We start from the raw sequence: 23,490 nt of genomic DNA, 5'->3' as shown, positions 1-23,490 counted from the left end.
GCGGGAACCCCGTACTGCAAAAACTTGGGGAAAAACGGCCGGACGCTCACTGCGTTCGCGTCCGGTGAACCGCCTCGCTTCGCTCGGCGGATGCTCACCGCAGCCGAACTTAGTCCGGCCTGCCCTCCCCGTCCTCGCTCGGGCGCGACTGCCGTCGCGCCACTCGCTCCCGGCCCGGCGGCTGTTCGATTCAGCGTGAGAGAATGCAGAAAACCCCGACCGCCCACCGCCCGCAGCGTTACTCGGGAACCTGCGCGATGGTCGTGATCGCGCGCGGACTGCCCGGCCGCGACTGTTGGATGTGGTGTTCGAACGCCTCGAAGCCGGCTTCCTCGAACATCCGGTCGGCTTCGTCCTCGTCGTAGAACAGCATGATCGCGTCGGCCATCTTCTGGAACACCGTCGAGTTGGGGTAGTCCGGGCCGACGATCAGGACCGTGCCGCCGGGTTTGGCGATGCGGCGACACTCCTCTAAGGCGTCGACGGGGTTGGGCCAGTACTCGATCGAGCCCGAGGACCAGACCACGTCGAAGCTATCGGTTTTGAAGGGGAGTCGTTCGGCGTCGCCCAGGTGAAAGCGGACGTTGCCGTGCTTGCCGAACTTCTGGTAGGCTTTCGAGAGCTGGTGGGGGCTCTGGTCGAGGCCGTAGATGGTGTCGACTTTCTGGAGCAGCCCCTCCGTGGCGAAGCCGGTGCCACAGCCGATGTCGAGCACCCGGTCGTCGGGCTGGATGTCCAGCATCTCGATGGCCTCGTCGCGCATGCGCTCGTCCCAGATGAAGGGGTTGATCTGGTCGTACACCTTCGAGAGGTACTTGTAGAACGTCCGCGCACGGGCTTTGTTCTCGAGGACTCCCATTGGTCCTACCTTGGCGTTTGGCAGGCATAATTCCCCGGATTCTCCGTCCGGATCACCGTACGAACTTCGCAACTACCAAATAGGCGCTCAAGCAACAGTCGGACGATTAGAGAATGCCACGGCCAGAAGTTCTCGACAGGATAAAGGAGGCCGAGCAGGAGGCCGACGACATCGTCGCCGAGGCCGAAGCGGACCGTGAACAGCGCATCGAGGCGGCGCGCGCCGAGGCCGAGGAGATCCGCGAACAGGCCCACGAGGAGGCCGACGCGGCGGCCGAGGAACGCCTCGAAGAGGCCCGGGAGGAGATCGAGGCCGAGCGCGAGCAACTCATCGAGGAGGGAGAGAGCGCTCGCGAGAACCTCGAACAGGCGGCCCAGGCACAGACAGACGAGGTGGTCGACCACGTGATCGACCTGTTCGAGGAGGCGGTACATGCTCAGACCTGAGCGGATGTGCCGCGTCTCGGTGACAGGATCGAAACGCGTCATGGAGGACACCATCGAGGCCGTCCACGGGCTCGACATCCTCCACGTCACCGAGTACGACGGCGCCTGGGACGGGTTCGAACCCGGCGACCCGGTCGATGGAGCCGACGAGGCGTCGGACAAACTCGTCACCGTCCGGTCGCTGGAGTCGATCCTCGATGTTGACGCCGAGGACGCCGGCCCGACCCAACTGGTCACCGACGAGGCGCTCGAAGAGGACCTCGAAGAGATCCGGACACAGGTCAACGACCTCGACGACCGGCGCGGCGACATCGAGGACGACCTGCGCGACGTTCGCGAGCGCATCGACACGATGGAACCGTTCGTCACGCTGGGCATCGATCTGGACCTGCTTCGGGGCTACGACTCGCTGTCGGTCGCGGTCGGCACCGGCGACGCCGACGAGGTCAAGGTCGCGCTCGCCGACAGCGACGATGTCGATACGTTCAAAGTGTTCGACGAGGAGGATGTCGTCGCAGTGTTCGCGCGCTGTGACGAGGGCGAACTCCAGGACGCCCTGGTCGGCGCGACGTTCTCGGGGCTCGCTGTCCCGGACGGGGACGGCGACCCCTCGTCGTACCTCGAAGAGCTACGCCACGAGGAGCAGCAACTCGAATCGAAGCTCTCGACGGTCGAGGACGAACTCGACGACCTTCGACTCGACTACGCCGGTTTCCTGCTGGCCGCAGAAGAGAAGCTCTCGATCGAGGTCCAGAAGGCCGAAGCGCCCCTGACCTTCGCGACGACGGAGAACGCCTTCGTCGCCGAGGGCTGGATCCCCGACGACGAGTACGAGGCCTTCGAGACCCAGGTCATGTCGACCGTCGGCGAGGCCATCGCCATCGAGAAACTCGAAGTCGCCGAGTACGACAGCGACGGACACGCCCACTCCCACGAGGAGGTCGAAGAGGGCGGCGGTGGCGGCGAAGTCGGCTCCGATGTCGACACCGGCGTCACCGCAGAGAGCGAGGAAGACCAGCGCGAACCCAGCGAGGCCGTCGCCGACGGCGGGATGGTCAGTGCGGCTGCAGCGCGCTCCGACGGCGGCGTCGTCACGATGGGCGACGAGGACCCGCCGGTCATCCAGGACAACCCGGGCGCGGTCAAGCCCTTCGAGTCGCTCGTCGAGGTCGTCAACCGCCCGAAATACGGCGAGTTCGACCCGACGGTCGTGTTCTTCCTCACCTTCCCGGCGTTCTACGGGTTCATGATCGGGGACCTGGGCTACGGGATTCTGTACACGCTGGCCGGCTACGCCCTGTACACGCAGGTCGACAGTGACGTGCTCAAGAGCCTCGGCGGCGTCGCGATGTGGGCCGGTGGGTTCACCGCGCTCTTTGGCGTGCTGTACGGCGAGTTCTTCGGCCTGCACCAACTCGGTGAGATCGTCTGGGGCGGTAATCCGCCGATCCGAAAGGGTCTCCAGCCTGTATACAGCGACTACGCCATCGCGTGGCTGACGATCAGCCTGTTGGCCGGGATGGTCCACCTCGCTGTCGGCTGGACGTTCGACTTCGTCGAGAACCTGAGCCACGGCCTCTGGGACGCGATCACGGAGAGCGGCTCCTGGCTGCTGATGCTCTTTGGCCTGTGGGCCTGGGTGTTCTCCGGCGCGATGGGTGCGGCACCGAATTTCCTCTACACCGCAGAGGAGGGTATCTTCGCGGGCCACCCGTTCGCACTCGGATTCGCCGGACTCCCGGCGATCAACCTGTTCAGTGTCGCGGGCTTCCCCATCTCGGCGTGGCTGGTCGTGTTCTTCGCAGGGCTCGTCCTGTTGGCGCTGGCCGATCCGATTGAGGTCGTCGAATTCCTGAACGTCTTCGTGAACGTGTTGTCGTACACCCGGCTGGCTGCGGTGCTGCTGGCCAAGGCAGGAATGGCCTTCGTGGTCAACCTCCTGTTCTTCGGCGTGTACGTCGACAGTAAGGGCGGCTGGCACTTCGGTATCGGCGGGATGCCGACGATCCCCGAAGGCTCTGAATCCGTGATGTACCACGGGTACGAGGTAACCGAGATCATGTTCGGCGGCCTGATGCACTCGGGCATCGCCGGCGTCGTCGGTGGCCTCCTCGTCCTCGTCCTCGGGCACATCCTCGTGCTGGTGCTTGGCGTCACGAGCGCCGGACTACAGGGTGTCCGTCTCGAATACGTCGAGTTCTTCGGCAAGTTCTTCGAGGGCGGCGGCAAGAAGTACACTCCCTTCGGCTACGACCGCCAGTACACGACCGACGACTGAGACGACCGGAACCGGTCCGAACGCCCTGGCATCGGGGCGCCACTCTTCGCGCACTTCTCGGAGACCGATTCGATATCTTTACCCGCTTTGCGGGCTATGAATTGCCTTCAAAGGTCACTAGTCTTGGGCACTGTCGAGATAGTCGGCTGGTACCAGCTCACATTCTCCCCGGCGAGAGGGGCTAAACCGTCAGAACAGCGTCTTGGCGAACCGTTTTGGGAAGCTTTATGAACTCGGTACGGTCACATACGCCTGTTCGGACACGAAACCCCAGAGAGGACTTCAACAACATGATCGAAACCATCGCACCCCTTGTCACCGCTGTACTGCAGCAAAGTTCTGAGGCCGCATACGCAATCCCACCGGGCGCTGCCGCAGCCCTCGCCGTCGGGCTCGCCGCACTCGGTTCGGGATACGCGGAACGTGGTATCGGTGCAGCGGCGGTCGGCGCAATCGCTGAGGACGACAGCATGTTCGGTCGTGGCCTGATCCTGACGGTCCTGCCCGAGACACTGGTCATCCTCGCGCTGGTCGTCGTCTTCATCCTCGGTTAATCACACCACCCCCTTTTCCAACAATGAGCCTTGATACAGTCGTAGAGGACATCCGAGACGAGGCCCGCGCGCGTGCAGAAGAGATTCGCGCAGAGGCCGACGAGCGTGCCGAGGAGATCGTCTCCGAGGCCGAGGCCGACGCCGAGCGGATCCACGAGGAACGCGAGGCCGAGGTCGAACGCGAGATCTCACAGGAACGCGAACAGCGGCTCTCCTCGGCGAAGCTCGAAGCCAAGCAGGCGCGCCTCAACGCCCGACGTGACGTGCTCGAAGACGTTCACGAGGATGTCGAGGCCGCACTCGCCGACCTCGGCGGCGACCGCCGCGAGGAGCTGACCACCGAGCTACTGGAGGCGGCCGTCGCGGAGTTCGACGGCGACGATTCGCTGCTCGTGTACGGTCGAGCGAGCGATCAGGACCTCCTCGAGGATATCCTCACAGACTACGATGCAACGTTCGCCGGGGAGCGTGACTGCCTCGGCGGAGTGGTAGTCGAGAGCGACAGTTCCCGGGTCCGTGTGAACAACACGTTCGACTCCCTGCTGGAGACGGTCTGGGAGGACAACCTCAAGGAAATCAGCGATCGACTCTTCGAAGCACAATGAGCAGTCGAACGACGGCAAAGCGCGATCGAAGCAGCAACTACGAGTACGTCATCGCTCGTGTTCGCTCCCGTCGGTCGGTGCTGTTCGACGACGACGACTACCGGAAACTCGTTCGGATGGGGACGGGCGAGATCGCCCGCTTCATGGAGGAGACCGAGTACGAGACCGAGATGAACGCGCTCGGCTCCCGGTACAGCGGCGTCGACCTGATCGAGTACGCGCTCAACCGCAACCTCGCGAAGCACTTCGACGACCTGTTGGAGTGGTCCGAGGGAGCGCTGTACGATTACATCGCCCGCTACCTGCGGAAGTTCGACGTGTGGAACGTCAAGACGGTCGTCCGCGGGCTCTACTCCGACGCCGAGCGCACCGAGGTCGAGGACGACCTCATCCGCGCCGGCGAGTTCGACGACGACCTGGTCGACCAGTTGCTCAACGCCACTTCCATCGAGGAGGTCGTCGAACTGCTCGACGGCACCATCTTCGGCGAGCCACTGGCCGAGGCGTACACGGTCTACGAGGAGACCGACGTGCTGGTGCCACTGGAGAACGCCGCCGACCGCGCGTTCTACGAGACGCTGCTGTCGGGGCTGCCGTCGAACCCCGAGATCGACAGCCCGACCGGGCTGTACGTCGAGTTCCTCCAGACGGAAGTCGACTTCCGGAACCTCCGGAACGCGCTCCGGCTGGCCCGCAGTGGCGCCGACATCGAGGCCGCCGAGTACTACATCGAGGGCGGGAAGCTCTTCGACGAGGGGACGATCGCCCAGCTGTCGACGAACTTCGACCAGCTGGTCGCGACGGTCCGTGAGAGCACCTACGGTGACGACCTCGATCAGGCCCTCTCGGCGCTGGAAGACGCCGAGAACCTCATCGACTTCGAGCGCGCGCTCGACATGGCGCTCCAGGAGTACGCCGACCGGCTCTCGAACCGCTACCCGCTGTCGGTGTGTCCGGTGTTGTCCTACATCCTCGCCAAGGAGCGCGAGGTCGACAACATCCGTGCCATCGCACGCGGCCGGGAGGCCGGCCTCGGCCCCGACGAGATCGAACAGGAACTGGTGATCCTATGAGCCAGGAGATAGCTGTCATCGGCAGCCCGGAGTTCACGACGGGCTTCCGACTGGCGGGCGTCCGCAAGTTCGCGGACGTTCCGACCGAGGACAAAGACGAGAAGCTCGACGACGCCGTCGAGGAGATGCTCACCGACGACGATGTCGGGATCGTCGTGATGCACGACGACGACATGGACCATCTCTCTCGTGGCGTCCGGAAGGACGCCGAGACGAGCGTCGAACCCGTCGTCGTGACGCTGGGCAGCGGCACCGGCGGTGGCGGGCTGCGTGAGCAGATCAAGCGAGCCATCGGTATCGACCTGATGGACGAGGACTAACAATGAGTCAAGCAACAGAAGCAGACGTCCGCGAGGACGGCATCATCGAAAGCGTCTCCGGACCGGTCGTAACGGCTCGGGACCTCGACGCCCGGATGAACGACGTCGTCTACGTCGGTTCGGAAGGGCTGATGGGCGAGGTCATCGAGATCGAAGGCAACATCACCACCATCCAGGTGTACGAGGAGACCTCCGGCGTCTCCCCGGGCGAACCCGTCGAAGGGACGGGCTCGCCCCTCTCGGTGGACCTCGGGCCGGGCATGCTCGACGCCATCTACGACGGTGTCCAGCGCCCGCTCGACGTTCTCGAAGAGAAGATGAACTCGGCGTATCTCGACCGCGGGGTCGACGCGCCGGGGATCGACCTGGAGAAGACCTGGGAGTTCGAGCCCGAAGTCTCGGCCGGCGACGAGGTCGAGTCCGGCGACATCGTCGGGACCGTCCCGGAGACCCCCAGCATCGACCACAAAGTGATGGTTCCGCCCGACTCCGAGGGCGGCGAGGTCGTCTCGGCCGAGTCCGGCAACTTCACCGTCGAGGAGACGGTGGTGGAACTGGATTCGGGCGAGGAGATCCAGATGCGCCAGGAGTGGCCGGTCCGCAGTCAGCGCCCGGCCGAGGAGAAAGAGACCCCGACGGAACCGCTCATCTCGGGCCAGCGCGTGCTCGACGGCCTGTTCCCGATCGCGAAAGGCGGGACGGCTGCCATTCCCGGACCCTTTGGCTCGGGCAAGACGGTCACGCAGCACCAGCTCGCCAAGTGGGCCGACGCTGACATCGTCGTCTACGTCGGCTGTGGCGAGCGTGGCAACGAGATGACCGAAGTGATCGAGGACTTCCCGGAGCTGGAAGACCCCATCACGGGCAACGCCCTGATGGACCGGACCTGCCTCATCGCGAACACGTCGAACATGCCCGTCGCGGCGCGTGAGTCCTGTGTGTACACGGGAATCACCATCGCGGAGTACTTCCGCGACATGGGATACGACGTGGCACTGATGGCCGACTCCACCTCGCGGTGGGCCGAGGCCATGCGGGAGATCTCCTCGCGCCTGGAGGAGATGCCCGGCGAAGAGGGGTACCCCGCGTACCTCTCGGCGCGCCTGAGCGAGTTCTACGAGCGTGCGGGCTACTTCCAGAACATCAACGACACCGAGGGCTCGGTTTCCGTCATCGGCGCGGTCTCGCCCCCGGGCGGTGACTTCTCGGAGCCGGTGACCCAGAACACGCTGCGTATCGTCAAGACGTTCTGGGCGCTGGACGCCGACCTCGCGGAACGACGGCACTTCCCCTCTATCAACTGGAACGAGTCCTACTCCCTGTACCGGGACCAGCTCGACCCGTGGTTCGTCGAGAACGTCCGGGACGACTGGCCCGAGACGCGCCAGTGGGCGATCGACACGCTGGACGAGGAGGCCGAACTCCAGGAGATCGTCCAGCTCGTCGGGAAGGACGCGCTGCCCGAAGACCAGCAGCTCACCCTGGAGATCGCCCGCTACCTGCGCGAGGCGTGGCTCCAGCAGAACGCGTTCCACCCGACCGACACCTACTGTGAGCCCGAGAAGACGTACCGAATCATGAACGCGATCAAGACGTACAACGACGCGGCCTTCGAGGCGCTCGATGCCGGTGTCCCCGTCGAGGAGATCACCGACATCGAGAGCGCGCCCCGGCTCAACCGCATCGGGGTCCAGGAGGACTACAACGAGTACGTCGACGACCTGGAAGACGACATCACGTCCGAACTCCGGGAGCTGTACTAACAATGAAAGAGTACCAGACTATCACAGAGATCAGTGGCCCGCTGGTGTTCGTCGAGACCGACGAACCGGTCGGCTACGACGAGATCGTCGAGATCGAGATCGGCGACGGCGAGACCCGCCGTGGCCAGGTGCTCGAATCGGCGAGCGACTACGTCGCCATCCAGGTGTTCGAAGGCACCGAGGGGATCGACCGCGACGCGTCGGTCCGCTTCCTCGGCGAGACGATGAAGATGCCCGTCACCGAGGACCTCCTCGGACGGGTGCTCGACGGGACCGGCCAGCCGATCGACGGCGGCCCCGAGATCGTCCCGGACGAGCGCCAGGACATCGTCGGCGCGGCGATCAACCCCTACTCGCGCGAGTACCCCGAGGAGTTCATCCAGACGGGCGTTTCGGCGATCGACGGGATGAACACGCTCGTTCGCGGCCAGAAACTGCCGATCTTCTCGGCCTCGGGCCTGCCCCACAACGATCTGGCACTCCAGATCGCCCGGCAGGCGACCGTGCCCGAAGAGGAGGAAGGCGACGACGACGAGGGGTCGGAGTTCGCAGTGATCTTCGGCGCCATGGGGATCACGGCCGAGGAGGCAAACGAGTTCATGGACGACTTCGAGCGCACCGGCGCGCTGGAACGCTCGGTCGTCTTCATGAACCTCGCGGACGACCCGGCCGTCGAGCGGACGATCACGCCGCGGCTGGCGCTGACGACCGCCGAGTATCTGGCCTTCGAGAAGGACTACCACGTCCTGGTCATCCTGACGGACATGACCAACTACTGTGAGGCGCTGCGCGAGATCGGCGCCGCACGTGAGGAGGTCCCGGGCCGCCGTGGCTACCCCGGATACATGTACACCGACCTCGCACAGCTCTACGAGCGGGCCGGCCGCATCGAGGGCCGTGCCGGCTCGGTGACCCAGATCCCGATCCTGACGATGCCCGGCGACGACGACACCCACCCGATCCCGGACCTGACGGGATACATCACCGAGGGCCAGATCTACATCGATCGGGACCTCAACAGCCAGGGCGTCCAGCCGCCGATCAACGTCCTGCCGAGCCTCTCGCGGCTGATGGACGACGGGATCGGCGAGGGCCTGACCCGCGCCGACCACGCCGACGTGAAAGACCAGATCTTCGCCGCCTACGCGGAGGGTGAGGACCTGCGCGACCTCGTGAACATCGTCGGCCGCGAGGCGCTGTCGGAACTGGACAACAAGTACCTGGACTTCGCGGACCGCTTCGAGGACGAGTTCGTCGACCAGGGCTTCGACACCGACCGCGACATCGACGAGACGCTCGAACTCGGCTGGGACCTGCTCTCGATGCTCCCGAAGGATGCCTTGAACCGCATCGACGAGGAGCTCATCGAGGAGCACTACCGCGAGGACGAGTCCGCAGAAGCTGTCGAAGCCGAAGCCTGAACCGGCTGCCCGACATTCCTCTCTGTTTTCCTTCACTTACCCACGCTGGGAGAGCGCATACCAAACTGTTTGGGTATATGTAACTTTGCTTGTCCAGCCGAAAGCCTAGGTGCACTATGCCACAACCAGGCTCGGAATCGATATGGCTCTGGCTCGGTACAGCCGGAATGTTCCTCGGGATGGTGTACTTCATCGCCCGAGGATGGGGAGAGACAGACGAACGACGACAGAAGTTCTACATCGCCACGATACTGATAACGGCGATCGCCTTCGTGAACTACCTCGCGATGGCGCTTGGCTTCGGGTTGACGATCATCGAGTTACCGAACGACCCGGAGGCGCCCATCTACTGGGCGCGGTACACTGACTGGCTGTTCACGACACCGCTGTTGCTGTACGACCTTGGGCTGTTGGCCGGGGCCGACCGCAACACGATCGCGTCGCTGGTCAGCCTCGACGTGCTGATGATCGGGACCGGCGTCGTCGCGACGCTGTCGGCGGGCAGCGGCGTGCTCGCGCCAGGTGCCGAGCGGCTGGTCTGGTGGGGTATCAGCACGGCCTTCCTGCTGGTCCTGCTGTACTTCCTGTTCAGTTCGCTGTCCGGCCGGGTCAGCGACTTACCCAGTGACACACAGAGTACGTTCAAGACGTTGCGGAACCTCGTCACCGTGGTCTGGCTCGTCTACCCGGTCTGGTGGCTCATCGGGACCGAAGGGCTCGGTCTCGTAGGCATCTTCCCGGAGACGGCCGGCTTCATGGTGATCGACCTGGTCGCGAAGGTCGGCTTCGGGTTCATCCTGCTGCGCAGCCACAGCGTCCTCGACGGCGCTGCACAGGCGACCGGTGCCGCGACGCCGGCCGACGACTGACCCAGCACAGGGGGAGCGACCCCGTGACGACCGCGGTCTGATTTTTTTTGCGTGCGTGTCAAGGAGCCCGGGAACGACTGAAAACGATTAACTGCCTCGGCCCGAAACGGACCGGTAATGGCTAAGGACGTCAAGCCCACGCGCAAGAACTTGATGCAGATCGAGGACCGCATCGAGCTCTCGGAGCGTGGCCACGACACGCTGGAGAAGAAGCGTGACGGGCTCATCATGGAGTTCATGGACATCCTGGATCAGGCACAGGACGTTCGGGACGATCTGGACGACTCCTACGACCGCGCACAGCACGCGATCGACATGGCCCGCGCGATGGAGGGTGACGTCGCCGTCCGCGGGGCCGCGGCCGCGCTCAAGGAACACCCCGAACTGACGACCCAGTCGAAGAACATCATGGGCGTAGTCGTCCCCCAGATCGAATCCAGCAAGGTCCAGAAGTCCCTCGACGAGCGGGGCTACGGCGTGATGGGCACCTCTGCCCGGATCGACGAGGCCGCCGACGCCTACGAGGAACTGCTGGAGAACATCATCCTCGCTGCAGAGGTCGAGACGGCGATGAAAAAGATGCTCGAAGAGATCGAGACCACGAAGCGCCGCGTCAACGCCCTGGAGTTCAAGCTCCTGCCCGACCTCCACGACAACAAGGAGTACATCGAGCAGAAACTCGAAGAACAGGAGCGTGAGGAGATCTTCCGCATGAAGAAGATCAAGGCCAAGAAGGAAGAAGAGGAGGCCGAACTCGAAGCGGCAGAGGAAGAAGACGAGGAACTCGAAGCGGTCACCGCCGACGACTGATACGCCTGTTTCTGTCGCAGTCTTCTTATCACGGGCACGCACAGCACCGGTATGTCCTGTCCCGAGTGTGGCGGCGAGCAGCTCTCGATCCCGGTCCCCGCGGAGCTCCGGGAGTACCTCCGTGGGGACGCACCGGGCGTCGCCGTCTGTCGTACCTGCCTGGCGATGCGCCCGACCGACGACCCGCCCGCCGAGACACCCGATCTGACGACGCTTTCCGACGCCATCCCGTCGAACCCGGAAGCGGCGCTGCCCGTCGTCTTGCTCGTCGGGTTGCTGGACTCGCTCGCGGTCAATCGCGCCGAGATCACGGCCTTGCTCGAACGCGCCGAGCGGGCGGGTACCGACCCGCTGCTGGTGGTCGATCGGCTGGCCGACAGCTTCGGGGCCGACGCACACGTCGACCTGGCGAGTCGGCGGCGACAGCTCGAACAGTTGCTCTGAGAGGAAAGCCGCGCCCGCTTAGACGCCCGTCGAGTACCGCAGGAGGCCGGCGACGCCGCCGAAGGCGGTCAACAGCTGTTCGCCCTTCTCGAAGTCCGTCGAGACGAACACCGTCTCGCTCCCGCGCTGGTCGGCCAGTTCCATCAGGTGGTCGATGGCGTCCTCGCGCTCTGCGTCCGCGGCGTCGACCGTGGCCGAACAGCGAGTGCAGTCGTGGGCCTCGGTGTCGGCGTTGCTGTTGACGAGTTCGTACTCGTCGTGGCCGTTCTCGCAGGTGTAGGTGACCACATCCTTCCGGAGGTCCTCGGAGATGAGCAACTGATCGACGGCGCCCATGTTGAGGTTCTGGCGGGTCTGGTCGAAGCCGTAGGTCGCCTTGTCGCCGTCGTGGAGTTGCTTGAAAAACTCCTCCATGACCTGCTTGTCCTGGAGGATCTCGTGTTGGGCGAGCACCTCGTCGGCGGCGTCGACGAGGTCGTACAGCCCGGACTCGTCGGTGTAGGCCACGTCGAACTTGCCCAGGACCATGTCCTGCAGTTCGTGGTGGAGGTAGTCGCCGTCGAGGAACTCGTCTTTCGTCGGTGAGGGGCCGCCGACGAGCACGCCGTCCATCTCGTGACGGTCGTCGACCATCAGGTCGTTGGCCATGCCCGCGACCTCCTGGTAGAAGTTGTCGATCGCTTCCAGCCGGAGGCGGGCGAACCGCTGTGCGGACTGGCCACCTTTCCGCTGTTTGCCCGGGACCAGCGAGGAGGCGGACTTGACGGGTTCGACCCGCTTGCCCTTGAGCCAACCGACGTTTGCTTCGCGCCGGTCGAGCACGATGAGGCCGAACAGACCCTTGTCGGCCAGCATCTCCTCCAGCGGTTCGGTGAGAAACTCCGAGTCACAGTGATAGCGGAACGACTGGATCGGGTCCGGCGGCGATTCGAGGACCTTCGTCACCATGTCGGTCCGGCCGCCGCCCTGATCGATGGCGCCCGAGAACAGCACCATCCCGTTGTCGGGCGCGGTGTCGTAGTAGCGGAGGCGGTCTTTGATCGAGGTCAGCGCGTCCTGGACAGCCGTCCGGGTGTCCTTGGACTTGATGTTCGACGCCTCGGAGTGTTCCTGGGTGACGTGGGCGACGACATCGCTGAGGAGCTTGTCTTCGGGGACGTAGATAGAGACGAGTTGTGTGCCTGATCCCCGGTAGTCCTTGAGCTCCTCGATCACCTTCCGGAACTCGTATTTCTGTTTGTCCGACTGCTCCTGTTCCTGCTCGCTCATTACTACGTGTTGGCCGAGGTGGTGTAAGAACCTGTTGACAGCGAGAGGCCGACCGAAGGGAGGGGGCTCGGTACGCCGAACGGCGACCCTCGAAGTGACACAGGGCGCAGGGCGGCCCGCGGCACTCTGCCGGGCGATTTCGGGCCGACGGATACGTGGAGTGCCCCCCGGCAGACGGTGCCCTGGTACTCGGCCACACGACAGCCGGTTTTATATGACTGTCATTCTTGTGGACAAGCAACCAGATTATGTCGGGGTACGTGTGTACGGTTGCGGGCGGGAAGGGAGGCGTCGGGAAGACGACGACAGCGGTCAACGTCGGCTCGTCCCTGCAGGAGATGGGGTACGATGTCGCCGTCGTAGACGCGGACCTCGGGATGGCGAACCTCGGCGCGATGCTTTCTGTCGAACCGGAGCGGAGTCTCCACGAGATTCTCGCCGGCGACGGCGCGGTGAGCGAGGCACTGACCGACGCCCCCGGCGGACTGACGGTCATCCCCGGCGAGCAGTCACTGGAGGCGTTCGCCGACGCCGACCCGGCGAAACTCCGGAAGGTCATCAAGACGCTGCGAAACGCCTACGACGTGGTGCTGATCGACACCGGCGCGGGGCTGAGCCACGAGGTGGCCGTACCGCTGGGCCTCGCCGACGGGATCGTGCTGGTGACGACGCCGGACAACGTGGCCGTCGGCGACACCGTCAAGACCGCCGAACTGGCCGACCGCATCGACGGGAAGGTCATCGGGGCGATCATCAACCGCGTGACCCGCCACACCGACGTGGCGGCGATCACCGAGCAGTTCGACTTCCCGCTGCTCGCGGTGATCCCCGACGACCCGCAGGCGACGACGGAGGAGCCGCTCACGCTCAACGCCCCGGACAGCCCGGCCGCCGACGCGTTCCAGCGACTGACGACCGCCCTGGAGGGGCTGTGGTTCCACGACCAGACCGTCCAAGAGGATGTCGACACGATCGTCGACGACGACTGGTTCGCCGACGGCGAGGAGAGCGCGGACGCCGAAGACGACGACTCCGGCGGCGGCGTGTTCGGGCTGTTCAACTGATCGCGGCGGATCGTTTTCGCCCGCTCACATCGAGGTCGGCGCCTCGACACCGACCGCGTCGAGCGCGTTCGAGACGGTCGTCCGCGCGGCGGCGACGAGTGCGAGCCGAGCGGCGCGTGTCTCCGGATCGGCGTCCAGGACGGGACACTCCCGGTAGAAGGCGTTGAACGTCTCCGCGATGTCCCGGGTGTAGGTGGCGACGGTGTGGGGCTGGAGGTCGTCGGCCGCTTCTTCGATGACCGCCGGGAACCGGGCGATGACCCGCAACAGGTCCCGTTCCTCTGGTTCGGTCAGGGCGTCGAAGTCGGGGTCCGAAGGGACCGTCTCGGCCTCGTCGAGGATGCCACAGCAGCGCGCGTGGACGTACTGGACGTACGGAGCCGACTGGGCCTCGAAGTCCAGCGCGCGGTCCCACTCGAAGGTGATGCCTTTCGTGGGCTGTTTCGAGACGATGTCGTACCGGACCGCACCGATCCCGACCTGATGGGCGATGCGCTCGATGTCGTCCGCGTCGAGGTCGCCACGACTCCGATCGTCGAGGCGGTCCTCGACCTCCTGGCGGGCGCGGTCGATCGCCTCGTCCAGCAGGTCGTCCAGATCGATCCCGGTCCCCTCGCGGGTGCTCATCCCGCCTTCGGGGAGGTTCACCCAGGAGTAAAACACCTGCCGGAGCTGGTCGGTGTCGTTGCCCAGCAGTTCCAGGGCGGCCGAGAGCTGGTCGGCCTGGAGCTTGTGGTCCTCGCCAAGCACCGTCACCGCGCGGTCGTAGGTGTCGAACTTCCACTCGTGGTGAGCCAGATCGCGTGTCGTGTACAGCGAGGTGCCGTCCGAGCGGAGGAAGACGAGGTTCTTCTCGAAGTCGTGCAGATCGAGCTGCCAGGCGTCGTCCTCGTAGACCGCACAGTCGAGGTCCTGGAGGCGGTCGACCAGTTCGTCCGTCGAGCCGTCCCGCATGAACCGCGTCTCCTTGACGAACTCGTCGAACTCCGCGGGGAGCCGTTCGAGGGTCGCCTGCATCCCCCCGAGGACGGTGTCGACGACTTCGGCGACTCGCTCGTATGTCGCTTCGTCGCCTTCCTCCAGACCCTGGAGGATCGCCTGGATCTCGGTCTCGGCTTCCTCGACGGCGTCGGGCTCCTCGTCTTCGAGGTAGCTGTTGCCCTTCCGGTAGTAGCGGACCATCTCGTACTCCGGGGAGTCCCGTTCCGGTTCGGGCAGGTCGCTCTCGTCGAAGGTCTCGTAGGCCCAGGTGAACACGGCGATCTGGCGGCCAGCGTCGTTGACGTAGTAGTGTCGATCAACGTCGTAGCCGGCGTAGTCGAGCACGCGAGCGACCGCGTCGCCGATGATCGGGTTCCGGGCGCGGCCGACGTGGACCGGGCCGGTCGGGTTCGCCGAGGTGTGTTCGACGACGACGCTCGTCTCCCGGTCGGGGAGCCGTCCGTAGCCGTCCTCGACGGCGGCCGAGAGCGTCTCGGCGAAGTACGCCTCGCTGGGGCGGAAGTTGACGTACGGTCCCTGTGTCGTCACCTCGCTGACGTAGGTCAGTTCCGAGGCGTCGATCGCCGCCGCGATGTCGGCGGCGACTGCCGGCGGCGGTGCGCCGACCTCCCCGGCCAGGCGGAAGGCCACGCTCGACGCCACCACGGCGTCGACATCCGCCGGTGGCTCCTCGATCCCGAGGTCGTCGGTCGGGAGGTCAAGATCGGTGAGCGCGGCCGCCAGCGCGTCGGCGGCTTCCGCGCGTAGCTGCAGGAACATACGCCCGGCTTTCGCGGCGGGGAGTAAATGGGTAACGAAAGGCGTCGTCAGGCGAACAGCCGCGGCCCGAAGATCATCAACAGGAGGCCGCCGATCATCGACAGCGTGATCGTGACGGTGACGGCCGTCGTGAGCTGTCGCCGGTCGGGAACCGGGAGCCGGGAGACGAACGACTCCGTAGTCGTCCGGAGGATGTGGCCGCCGTCCAGCGGGAACGTCGGGACGCAGTTGAACTGGCCGATGACGACGTTGATCCAGCCGGTCCAGAACAGGGCGTTGGCCAGCAGGAACACCGGCGTGGCCCCCAGCGCGCCCAGTGGCCCCTCGACGGTGTAGAAGTTCGTCGCGATGCCGGTGAAGCCGGCGAAGTTGTAACCGAAGCCGCCGGCGACCCCGATAAACGGCAGGATGATCGCGCCGAAGACCCGCTGGGTGAACGAGAAGTCCCGGACGGCGTCGGGGTTCTCGGGCGAGCCACCGAGGAACTCCAGGAACGTCGCGGCGGGGTACTCGTCGATCCCGAAGTCGTTCGTCGTCACGCCGCTGATGCCCGACAGGGGGGTGACGCCGAGGCGGGGGTCACCGTCCTCGCCGAGCGTGACCAGATACGTCTGGCGCTGGCCGTCGACGTAGCCGACGACTTCGACCGTCTGGCCCGGTGACGCATCGTTCAGGGCGGCTCCCAGCGTGCTCGCGTCGTGTGTCCGTTGACCGTCGACCGACGTGACGATCACGGCGTCACGCGCCGGGCCGCTTGCGTTGTCCAGCGGGCCGTCAGGTTGGACCAGCACGTAGGCACCGATCGGCATCGTCACCGACCGACCCTCGGCGGTCGACAGCGTCGCGACCGTCGTGTTGCGGACCGCCCGCTCGAAGGCCACGCTCGTCGAGACGTTCGTCCCGTTGACCGCGGTGATCGTCTCGCCCGTCGAGACCGGTGCCGACTGGACGGCGCTGTCGACGACGACCGCCCGATCGACTGTCACCGACTCGCCGCTCTTAAGCCCGACCGCGACGGAACTGGCCTCGACCTCCGTCAGCACCGCGTCGAGTTCCGCACCGTTCGCGACCGGCTGTCCTTCGACGGCGGTGATCACGTCGCCCGAGCCGATCCCCGCCTCCGCGGCAGGTGTCTCCTCCAGCGTGCCACCGACCGGGACGCCGTCGACGACGGCGATGGCTCCGGAGATCGGCCCGAACAACAGGAGCAACGCGACCAGTGCCAGCGCGAAGTTGTTCGTGACGCCGGCGGCGAACATCCGCGTCTGGACCCCTCTGTCCGCGTGGACCAGTTCGTCCTCGTCGGGCTGGACGAACGCGCCGACCGGGACGAGCGTGAACAGTGCCAGCCCCATCGACTCGATGCCGATGTTCTCGACGCGACAGAACAGGCCGTGGCCGCCCTCGTGGACGATCAGTCCCAGCACGAGGCCGAGGACGATCTCGGGTGCGACCGACAGCGGGAGGAAGTCGTTGACGCCGGGGATCGCCAGCGCGTTCCGTGGCTCGTTGAGCGCGGAGGGCTGTGGGTTCACGATCGCCTGGTAGGCCCCGAAGACGACCATCGCGAACGAGCCGACCATCACGACCAGCGCCATCCCGACGCCGAGGTTCCCCCAGGCCCGCCAGAACCGTTTCGGGCGTGCCAGCCAGTCCAGGACCGCTTTCCCTTTCTGGGTGTGGATCGTCGTGATCGGCCCGCTGAATCGGATGTACTCGGGGATCACCCCGCGAGCCCGCAGCGCCATCGCCAGCAGGGTGTAGACGACGACGCCGGCGAGCACCCACGTCAGCGTGCTTACCATGTACCACAGACCTGGGTCCAGCGACGCAAGAGGGTTGCCCTTTGGCACCCACTCTTTACTTCGTCGGGTTTCCTTGCGGCGCTTCGCACCGCTGTGGAACCCCTCGCAAAAACGTCCTCAGAAACCGTCAATTTGGGTTTGTTGAAACCCTCAACCGGTGATAGGTTTCAGCAGTCCTGCTGAACACAACGCGCACAGTCAGCAGATGGTGAGGAGTGAGCGCGCGCGGAGGATTACATCGAGTGGGACGAGTTCGTCCTCTATTCAGGGGCCGAAGTACGAGCAGTTGCCTCCTCGAAGGCGTCTGCGACGGCGACGGCTCCTTCGGCGAATTGTCTGAGTTCGTCACCGTCCCGTATGAACGCCATCGTCTCGACGTACACGGTCGTCTCGTCTTTCGGGATGTCCTTTAGGATAACGTCCCCTACTCCAACCCCGAACATGGAACGCCCGTCTACCCCCTCGGTCAACCTGGCGGCCACGCCGGACGCGTCCCCGACGGTAACAATCTGGAGGTCTCGAATCGCGCGTAATGCCCTCCCCGCCAGTCCCTCGGAGACGGCTTCCACGGCCGCCTGTGGGGTCCCCATCAGCATGAGACCGTCCTCGGCGACGGTGAAGACCCCCTCCGCGTCGGAGGCGTTCTCGGTCGTGTCGCCGATTCCGAGCATTCCGGACCCCCCGGCGCTGCCGCCCCCTCCGCTGGCGGGGGAGACGATTACGCCTCCGTCTGCGGCACCGGACAGTTCCACCTCTACGATCGTGTACGTGACTCGATGGCGACTGCCCTTATTGCTGAGTGACTTGTGCCTCCCCTCGTTGCCTTGTATCTCACGGCGCGTCTCGTATCGGGCAGTGACGGGCCGGCCGTTGACACTCCCCGTCAGTTCCAGTGCGCCATCGGACGAGCCGTCTCCTACTGGGTTGAGCCCCGCCTGCCGGCCCGCCGCTTCCCACTGATTGGCCTCGTGTCGTCGCTGGAGGAAGCGGAGAACGAGCAACCCGGCAATAGCGACTCCGATAGCGGCGATGAGTGCCCCAGTCGATTCACCCGGGAAGTCCGAGATGGTCAGCTAGAGCTCGGTGTAGCCCAGGAGAATGGAGAACCACGCCCCGAATACGAGTGCCACCCATGCGACCGCGACTACTCTGTAAAACGCTTTCCAGTTCATGATTAATCACCAAAATTTGGCCCCAATAATTTAAATCGTTTGTTATGTCCACTCTGTATTCAGCAGCCTCTTCCGCTCGGAATCACGGACAGTCGCACTCCTCGTGTGAAATAGCGGGGTTTCGCTCCACGTTGTGAACGATGCACTTGATAACGAGTTCGCGGAACTGCTTCCACCAGAGGCGTGACCGGACGAATGTACCGAATCTCTGTTTGATCGCCGCGTTGACTGTCTCGTTCATCTTCCGCCTGTGGTAGAGATCACTGTCCAACCGTGCATTCCACGCTTTGTGGAGCGGTGTGAACTCACGATGCTTGATGAGTGGTCGAACATCATGGGCACGGGCGAGCCACCGGAGTTTCTGGTCGTCGTATCCCTTGTCACCGGTCGACACCGCGATGGACTGTCCGTTCCGTTTCACTACCTGTGGCGCAATCTGGGTATCGTGCTTCCGCGTTGTCGTCACGTGAATATCGAGAACGGCGTCGGTCGCCGTATCGACCGATAGCGGTGTCTTCAACTGCTGGATAGTGAGGTTTGGCCGTTTCGTGTAGGACGTTTACGCCTCGCGGCGCAACCGCTCGACGACGAACTCCTGGTCGAGTTTGGCGATGAACGTGCCCAGTTGCGGACCTTCGGTGTCGTCGAACAGCAGGCGGTAGCCGGCGGCGAAGAAGTCGCCGACGGGCACGTCGTGGCGTTTGGCCGTCTCGTAGATCTCGCCCTGGATCGTCTCGCCGTCGTGGCCTTCGGCGACGAAGTCGGCCAAGTCGTCAAGCGCCGCCTCGGTGGCCGCGTCGAAGTCGTGGTCCGGGATCTCGGTCCGTTTGAGTTCGTAGTCGAAGGCGTTGCCTGTCCGACGCGCCCAGTTGCGTGCCCGTTCGACGCGGGCCAGGGCGCCCTCGACGGCCCAGTCGGGGGCGTCCTCGGGGATGTGGCCCTCCCGTCGGGCGATCTCCTCGCGAAGGTCGACATCGTCGGTCATCCCCAGCACCGCGGCGAAGGTGTAGGGGATACGGACCCGCTCGGGGTCGGGGTCGGGAACGACCATCGGGTACGCGCGGTCGGCGACCGCCTGTTCGTCCTCGTCGCGGGCGTCGCGCTCGCCGAAGTACAGCGCTTCGAACCGGTCGAAGTCGTCGACGAGCTGGTCGACGTGCTCGACGGAGAAGTCCCGCTGCTTGCGCGGGGTCTTGACGAAGAAGTACTTGAACACCTCGGGCTCCAGAATCTCCAGCACCTCGTCGACGGTGATGACGTTGCCCGACGACGAGGAGAGCGGTTCGCCGTCGAGCGTGAACCACTCGTACACCATCGGCACCGGGGGCTGGATGTCCAGCACGTTCTCGGCGATGTCCTCGCCGGAGGGCCAGGACCCCTCCGCGTGGTCCTTGCCGAACGGCTCGAAGTCCACGCCCAGGATCTCCCACTGGGCGGGCCACTCGAAGCGCCAGGGGAGTTTCCCCTCCCGGAGCGTCGTCGTTCCTTCGTGCCCGCAGCCCTCGATGGTCTGGTCGCCGGCCTCGACATCCGTACAGACGTAGCTGACCTCGCCGGCGTCGAGGTCCACGTCCGTGACCCCCTCGGTGAGTCTCCCACAGTCGGAACACTGCGGGAGAAAGGGGACGTAGTCGTCGTCGACCTTGTTCTGGTACTCCGCGAGCACCTCGCGGGCGCGGTCGGCGCGTTCGAGCACGCGACGGGTGACGGCCTCGAACTCGCCGTCTTCGTACAGTTCGGTGTTCGAGACGAACTCGACATCGACGCCGACCAGTTCGGCGCTCTTCTTCAGGAGGTTCGTGAAGTGGGCGCCGTAGGAGTCACAGCAGCCGAACGGATCGGGGATGTCGGTGTAGGGTTTCCCGAGGTTCCGCCCGAGTGCGCCCGCGTCGACCTCGCCCAGGCCGACGACGTTCCACTCCAGGTCGGCGAGCTGGCGGGGCACCTTCCGCAGGCGATCCTTGTCGTCGGCGGTGAACACCTGCCGGACCTCGTGGCCGCGGTCCCGGAGTGCCTCGGCGACGAAGTAGCCCCGCATGATCTCGTTGAAGTGACCGATGTGAGGGACGCCGGAGGGAGAGACGCCGCCCTTGATGACGATCGGGTCCTCGGGGTCCCGGGCCTCGATCGCGTCCGCGACCGCGTCGGCCCAGAACGCTCGCTCGCCGCCGCTGCCGACTGCGTATGGGTCTTCGGCCATCTCAGCCCTCCGGGAGTACTTCGGTGCCGTCGAAGTCGTCGTCACGCACCGCACGCACGACGCGCTCCGGATCGGTGCCGTCGAGCACGACTGCCGGGATGCCCGACCGCTGGATCACCTTCGCGGCCAGCAGGTCGACCGGGGCGTTGCTCCCGGCGTCCATCTCCATCTCCGCGATGACACCGACCAACTCGTCCGCGGTGATCTCGTCGAAGCGGGTCGCCTCGGGGTCCTCGTTCGGGTCGGCGTCGTAGACGCCGGGCACGGAGGTCGCATACACCAACAGGTCGGCGTCGACGTACTCGGCGAAGGCCGCGGCGACGGCGTCGGTGGTCTGTGCCGCGACGATCCCACCCAGGACTGGGATGTCTCCACGCCGGATCGCCTCGCGGCCGGCTTCGTAACTTTCGGCGGGGGTCGATGCGGCCCGGTCGTCCAGCGCGGCGATGAGCAACCGACCGTTCAACCGCGTGACGGCGATGCCGAGTTGGTCGAGCTCGATCTCGTTGGCGCCGAGATCGCGTGCGGCGCCGATGTACCGCCTGGCGGTCGGGCCGCCGCCCACGACGGCTCCGAGTGTGTGTCCCTGTTCGTCGAGCGACTGGAGCGCCTCGGCGTACGCAGCGACCCGGCCGGAGTCGAGATCCGGGGCCAGGACGCTCCCGCCGACGGAGACGACGACGTTCATTGCCCCGGCGTAGCCACGAGGCGCTATTAAGGGTTGTCAAGCCGCGTCGACCGCCCGCTGGAACGGTGGTGATGCCCGACAGTCATTCCCCGCCGTCAGCTGATAACCGGCAAGGATCGCACCTTTTTACCCGTCCAACGGAGCGAACTCCGGGTGATATCTCCCGGTGATTACACGGTCTTCTGATTTCGGTAAGACGATCTCAGATCTGGTTATAAAATATCTAACGCCCTGTAAAACAATCGTAAAATGTGCCTTTCACACGTTTTTTGCTAAATGGAACCGAATCGACGCGAAGCTTCCTTCCTTTATATACTCCCGGCAGCACAAGCGTTGAGCGAGGTCACACACATGAGCGCTACCCTATCGCCCTCCAACGAGGAAGAGCCCTCCAAAGAAGAGCGCCTCAAATCCTTCCTCGCCGAGAAGGCAGCAGACGGTGAGATGTACTTCAAGAGCAAATTCATCGCAGAGGAGGTCGGTCTCTCACCCAAGGAGATCGGCGCACTGATGGTGAAGCTCAAAGACAGCGCATCCGAACTGCAAGTCGAGAAGTGGTCGTACACGAGCGCGACGACGTGGCGCGTCGAGCCAGCGTGAGCACGTCCGTCGCCCAGGCCCGCTAACCGATCGCACCCGCTCTGAACAGATTCTTTCCTGCCCCCTCCGGGGCGGACAACCGAACGATCCCGCCGGACCGTGAACGCGGAGTATTAGTGTCCGGCCGCGCTACTCCGGACCGATGAGTCGGTCCGACGAGCGCCCGCCACCGCCCGAAGCACTGGCTGGCGTCTTCCAGATCTGGTCGGTCGAGCGCGACGGTGAGACGGTCCGATACGTCGGTGACCCGCTCGTCCCGCCGGATAGCGTCGTCGACGAGCTACGGACGGCGTTCGGCCAGCGGGGCTACGATCTGCGGCTCGAACGACGATCGACTGCCGAGACGCCCCGCACCGAGGCGACGCGTGTCCCGACCACGGGCGGACAGGCTTACGTCCTCGTCGCCGAACCGGCGACCGACACGCGGTCGATCCCCTGGCTGAACGTCGTCCTCCTGCTCGCGACCGTCGCGTCGACGCTGTACGTCGGCGCGACACAGTGGTACTACATTCCGGTGGCCGACGAGCCGTTGCGGCTGTTCGAGGCCTGGCCCTTCGTCGTCGCGATGCTGGGCGTCCTGGGGATCCACGAACTCGGCCACTACGCCGCCGCGCGGTACCACGGTGTCGACGTGACACTCCCGTATTTCATCCCGTTTCCCTCGCTGCTGGGCACGATGGGCGCGGTCATCAACATCCGCGGACGGATCCCGAGCCGCCGCGCGCTGTTCGACATCGGCGTCGCGGGGCCGCTCGCCGGGCTGGTGGCGACGACTGTCGTCACCGTCGTCGGCCTGACACTGGACCCGATCACGGTCCCGCAGGCGGTGCTCGAAAGCGACGCCGGCTACACGATCGACTTCCACGACCCGCTGCTGTTACAGGGGCTCGACGCGCTCGTCGCTGCCGCCGGCCTGCGGACGACCGTCGGTCCCGGCGAGTCGCTCCACCCCATCGTCTTCGCCGGCTGGGCGGGGATGTTCTTCACCTTCCTGAACCTCCTGCCGGTGGGACAGCTCGACGGGGGCCACATCGTCCGGGCCATCGTCGGCCAGCGCCAGGAGACCGTCGCCGCGGCCGTCCCGGGCGGGCTGTTCGCGTTGGCGGGGTTCCTGTATCTCACCCGCGATCCGCCGCCGATCGGCTTTGGCGTGTGGGCGCTGTGGGTGTTCTGGGGGCTCCTGTCGCTTGGCTTTGCCTACGCCGGGCCGGCGCGCCCGACCGTCGACGACCCCCTGGACTGGCGTCGGACCGCGCTAGGCGTGGGGACGTTCGTCCTCGGGCTGGCGTGTTTCACGCCCGTTCCGTTCGAGATCGCGGCGGCCGCCTGAACCAGTGAAACCGAACGAGCGCCGTCGGTAAACGATTTCCGGCCACGAAACCCGTTCTTTCTGACTGGTCGCGATCGTAAAATCCGGCCTTTCTCCGTGAAACGAGTGAAGTCACGCGAAGCGACTGGAAGGGTCGATCGGTTATATACCCCGAGCGCA

At 65.2% G+C, this 23,490-nt stretch carries 21 protein-coding genes and 1 pseudogene; 14 read left to right on the top strand and 8 right to left on the bottom strand.

What is annotated here, in order from left to right:
- Nucleotides 1-238: 238 nt before the first annotated feature.
- Entirely contained in the window at nt 239-859 is a 621-nt protein-coding gene (locus tag P1L40_RS07000; protein ID WP_284010612.1) for a methyltransferase domain-containing protein, read from the bottom strand.
- 113 nt (nt 860-972) lie between these two features.
- On the opposite strand from P1L40_RS07000, the gene ahaH reads away from it, so the two are divergent.
- The 11 genes from ahaH (at nt 973) to P1L40_RS06945 (ending at nt 11,442) form a co-directional block, all read left to right on the top strand.
- A complete protein-coding gene (gene ahaH, locus P1L40_RS06995) occupies nt 973-1,305 on the top strand; it encodes an ATP synthase archaeal subunit H (protein WP_284010611.1) in 333 nt (110 codons plus the stop codon).
- The gene (locus tag P1L40_RS06990; RefSeq protein WP_284010610.1) at nt 1,292-3,583 is read left to right on the top strand and encodes a V-type ATP synthase subunit I; all 2,292 of its coding nucleotides are present in this window, start codon (nt 1,292-1,294) and stop codon (nt 3,581-3,583) included. Before ahaH ends, P1L40_RS06990 begins: the two co-directional genes overlap by 14 nt.
- Before the next feature lie 290 nt (nt 3,584-3,873).
- Nucleotides 3,874-4,137, top strand: coding sequence for a F0F1 ATP synthase subunit C (locus P1L40_RS06985; RefSeq protein WP_284010609.1), 264 nt, complete (start codon nt 3,874-3,876; stop codon nt 4,135-4,137).
- Nucleotides 4,138-4,160: 23 nt separating this feature from the next.
- Nucleotides 4,161-4,742 carry a V-type ATP synthase subunit E gene (locus P1L40_RS06980; RefSeq protein ID WP_284010608.1) on the top strand — a complete coding sequence of 194 codons (582 nt, stop codon included), beginning with the start codon at nt 4,161-4,163 and terminating at the stop codon, nt 4,740-4,742.
- Nucleotides 4,739-5,815 carry a V-type ATP synthase subunit C gene (locus P1L40_RS06975; RefSeq protein ID WP_284010607.1) on the top strand — a complete coding sequence of 359 codons (1,077 nt, stop codon included), beginning with the start codon at nt 4,739-4,741 and terminating at the stop codon, nt 5,813-5,815. The genes P1L40_RS06980 and P1L40_RS06975 overlap by 4 nt, the downstream gene beginning before the upstream one ends.
- Complete coding sequence (locus P1L40_RS06970; protein ID WP_284010606.1) at nt 5,812-6,135, top strand: V-type ATP synthase subunit F; 324 nt, start codon at nt 5,812-5,814, stop codon at nt 6,133-6,135. Before P1L40_RS06975 ends, P1L40_RS06970 begins: the two co-directional genes overlap by 4 nt.
- Nucleotides 6,136-6,137: 2 nt before the next feature.
- The gene (locus P1L40_RS06965; protein WP_284010605.1) at nt 6,138-7,898 is read left to right on the top strand and encodes an ATP synthase subunit A; all 1,761 of its coding nucleotides are present in this window, start codon (nt 6,138-6,140) and stop codon (nt 7,896-7,898) included.
- 2 nt (nt 7,899-7,900) lie between these two features.
- Nucleotides 7,901-9,319 carry an ATP synthase subunit B gene (locus tag P1L40_RS06960; RefSeq protein ID WP_284010604.1) on the top strand — a complete coding sequence of 473 codons (1,419 nt, stop codon included), beginning with the start codon at nt 7,901-7,903 and terminating at the stop codon, nt 9,317-9,319.
- 116 nt (nt 9,320-9,435) lie between these two features.
- The gene (locus tag P1L40_RS06955) at nt 9,436-10,188 is read left to right on the top strand and encodes a bacteriorhodopsin (RefSeq protein WP_284010603.1); all 753 of its coding nucleotides are present in this window, start codon (nt 9,436-9,438) and stop codon (nt 10,186-10,188) included.
- Between the two features lie 117 nt (nt 10,189-10,305).
- On the top strand, nt 10,306-10,998 hold the full coding sequence (locus P1L40_RS06950) for a V-type ATP synthase subunit D (protein ID WP_284010602.1): 693 nt from the start codon (nt 10,306-10,308) through the stop codon (nt 10,996-10,998).
- Nucleotides 10,999-11,049: 51 nt separating this feature from the next.
- A complete protein-coding gene (locus tag P1L40_RS06945; protein ID WP_284010601.1) occupies nt 11,050-11,442 on the top strand; it encodes a DUF6276 family protein in 393 nt (130 codons plus the stop codon).
- A gap of 18 nt (nt 11,443-11,460) precedes the next feature.
- Here P1L40_RS06945 and prf1 read toward each other — a convergent pair whose 3' ends face one another.
- Nucleotides 11,461-12,711, bottom strand: coding sequence for a peptide chain release factor aRF-1 (gene prf1, locus P1L40_RS06940; protein ID WP_284010600.1), 1,251 nt, complete (start codon nt 12,709-12,711; stop codon nt 11,461-11,463).
- A 248-nt stretch (nt 12,712-12,959) separates the two neighbouring features.
- Here prf1 and P1L40_RS06935 point away from each other — a divergent pair, with 248 nt between their 5' ends.
- Nucleotides 12,960-13,775: a MinD/ParA family ATP-binding protein gene (locus P1L40_RS06935; protein WP_284010599.1), complete on the top strand. Its 816-nt coding sequence runs from the start codon at nt 12,960-12,962 to the stop codon at nt 13,773-13,775.
- Between the two features lie 24 nt (nt 13,776-13,799).
- Here the strand turns inward: P1L40_RS06935 and argS are convergent, their stop codons facing one another.
- The 6 genes and pseudogenes from argS to pyrH form a co-directional block, all read right to left on the bottom strand.
- A complete protein-coding gene (argS, locus tag P1L40_RS06930; RefSeq protein WP_284010598.1) occupies nt 13,800-15,536 on the bottom strand; it encodes an arginine--tRNA ligase in 1,737 nt (578 codons plus the stop codon).
- Nucleotides 15,537-15,583: 47 nt separating this feature from the next.
- Nucleotides 15,584-17,341: a site-2 protease family protein gene (locus P1L40_RS06925; RefSeq protein WP_284010597.1), complete on the bottom strand. Its 1,758-nt coding sequence runs from the start codon at nt 17,339-17,341 to the stop codon at nt 15,584-15,586.
- Between the two features lie 260 nt (nt 17,342-17,601).
- Nucleotides 17,602-18,012 carry a hypothetical protein gene (locus tag P1L40_RS06920; RefSeq protein ID WP_284010596.1) on the bottom strand — a complete coding sequence of 137 codons (411 nt, stop codon included), beginning with the start codon at nt 18,010-18,012 and terminating at the stop codon, nt 17,602-17,604.
- A gap of 583 nt (nt 18,013-18,595) precedes the next feature.
- Nucleotides 18,596-19,066 (bottom strand): annotated as a pseudogene (locus tag P1L40_RS06915) (transposase); the annotation flags it as partial.
- 6 nt (nt 19,067-19,072) lie between these two features.
- Nucleotides 19,073-20,713 carry a lysine--tRNA ligase gene (gene lysS, locus P1L40_RS06910; protein ID WP_284010595.1) on the bottom strand — a complete coding sequence of 547 codons (1,641 nt, stop codon included), beginning with the start codon at nt 20,711-20,713 and terminating at the stop codon, nt 19,073-19,075.
- Between the two features lies 1 nt (nt 20,714).
- A complete protein-coding gene (gene pyrH, locus P1L40_RS06905; RefSeq protein WP_284010594.1) occupies nt 20,715-21,401 on the bottom strand; it encodes a UMP kinase in 687 nt (228 codons plus the stop codon).
- A 351-nt stretch (nt 21,402-21,752) separates the two neighbouring features.
- Here pyrH and P1L40_RS06900 point away from each other — a divergent pair, with 351 nt between their 5' ends.
- On the top strand, nt 21,753-22,001 hold the full coding sequence (locus P1L40_RS06900) for a DUF7123 family protein (protein WP_284010593.1): 249 nt from the start codon (nt 21,753-21,755) through the stop codon (nt 21,999-22,001).
- Nucleotides 22,002-22,143: 142 nt separating this feature from the next.
- Nucleotides 22,144-23,331, top strand: coding sequence for a site-2 protease family protein (locus P1L40_RS06895; RefSeq protein WP_284010592.1), 1,188 nt, complete (start codon nt 22,144-22,146; stop codon nt 23,329-23,331).
- Nucleotides 23,332-23,490: the final 159 nt, after the last annotated feature.

Origin of the sequence: Haloarcula pelagica (genome assembly GCF_030127105.1) — an archaeon.
Taxonomy (GTDB): domain Archaea; phylum Halobacteriota; class Halobacteria; order Halobacteriales; family Haloarculaceae; genus Haloarcula; species Haloarcula pelagica.
Note: the sequence above shows the minus strand (reverse complement) of the source record. Positions and strands in the feature narration are given on the sequence as shown.

Excerpts from the sequence above, each read along its gene's own strand:
- P1L40_RS06895 (WP_284010592.1), top strand. The coding sequence starts at position 22,144 with ATGAGTCGGTCCGACGAGCGCCCGCCACCGCCCGAAGCACTGGCTGGC.
- P1L40_RS06920 (WP_284010596.1), bottom strand. The coding sequence starts at position 18,012 with ATGCTCGGAATCGGCGACACGACCGAGAACGCCTCCGACGCGGAGGGG.
- P1L40_RS06975 (WP_284010607.1), top strand. The coding sequence starts at position 4,739 with ATGAGCAGTCGAACGACGGCAAAGCGCGATCGAAGCAGCAACTACGAG.
- P1L40_RS06985 (WP_284010609.1), top strand. The coding sequence starts at position 3,874 with ATGATCGAAACCATCGCACCCCTTGTCACCGCTGTACTGCAGCAAAGT.
- P1L40_RS06965 (WP_284010605.1), top strand. The coding sequence starts at position 6,138 with ATGAGTCAAGCAACAGAAGCAGACGTCCGCGAGGACGGCATCATCGAA.
- P1L40_RS06900 (WP_284010593.1), top strand. The coding sequence starts at position 21,753 with ATGAGCGCTACCCTATCGCCCTCCAACGAGGAAGAGCCCTCCAAAGAA.
- P1L40_RS06980 (WP_284010608.1), top strand. The coding sequence starts at position 4,161 with ATGAGCCTTGATACAGTCGTAGAGGACATCCGAGACGAGGCCCGCGCG.
- ahaH (WP_284010611.1), top strand. The coding sequence starts at position 973 with ATGCCACGGCCAGAAGTTCTCGACAGGATAAAGGAGGCCGAGCAGGAG.
- pyrH (WP_284010594.1), bottom strand. The coding sequence starts at position 21,401 with ATGAACGTCGTCGTCTCCGTCGGCGGGAGCGTCCTGGCCCCGGATCTC.
- P1L40_RS06945 (WP_284010601.1), top strand. The coding sequence starts at position 11,050 with ATGTCCTGTCCCGAGTGTGGCGGCGAGCAGCTCTCGATCCCGGTCCCC.
- P1L40_RS06950 (WP_284010602.1), top strand. The coding sequence starts at position 10,306 with ATGGCTAAGGACGTCAAGCCCACGCGCAAGAACTTGATGCAGATCGAG.
- prf1 (WP_284010600.1), bottom strand. The coding sequence starts at position 12,711 with ATGAGCGAGCAGGAACAGGAGCAGTCGGACAAACAGAAATACGAGTTC.
- P1L40_RS06925 (WP_284010597.1), bottom strand. The coding sequence starts at position 17,341 with ATGGTAAGCACGCTGACGTGGGTGCTCGCCGGCGTCGTCGTCTACACC.
- P1L40_RS06990 (WP_284010610.1), top strand. The coding sequence starts at position 1,292 with ATGCTCAGACCTGAGCGGATGTGCCGCGTCTCGGTGACAGGATCGAAA.
- lysS (WP_284010595.1), bottom strand. The coding sequence starts at position 20,713 with ATGGCCGAAGACCCATACGCAGTCGGCAGCGGCGGCGAGCGAGCGTTC.
- P1L40_RS06960 (WP_284010604.1), top strand. The coding sequence starts at position 7,901 with ATGAAAGAGTACCAGACTATCACAGAGATCAGTGGCCCGCTGGTGTTC.
- argS (WP_284010598.1), bottom strand. The coding sequence starts at position 15,536 with ATGTTCCTGCAGCTACGCGCGGAAGCCGCCGACGCGCTGGCGGCCGCG.
- P1L40_RS06970 (WP_284010606.1), top strand. The coding sequence starts at position 5,812 with ATGAGCCAGGAGATAGCTGTCATCGGCAGCCCGGAGTTCACGACGGGC.
- P1L40_RS06935 (WP_284010599.1), top strand. The coding sequence starts at position 12,960 with ATGTCGGGGTACGTGTGTACGGTTGCGGGCGGGAAGGGAGGCGTCGGG.
- P1L40_RS06955 (WP_284010603.1), top strand. The coding sequence starts at position 9,436 with ATGCCACAACCAGGCTCGGAATCGATATGGCTCTGGCTCGGTACAGCC.
- P1L40_RS07000 (WP_284010612.1), bottom strand. The coding sequence starts at position 859 with ATGGGAGTCCTCGAGAACAAAGCCCGTGCGCGGACGTTCTACAAGTAC.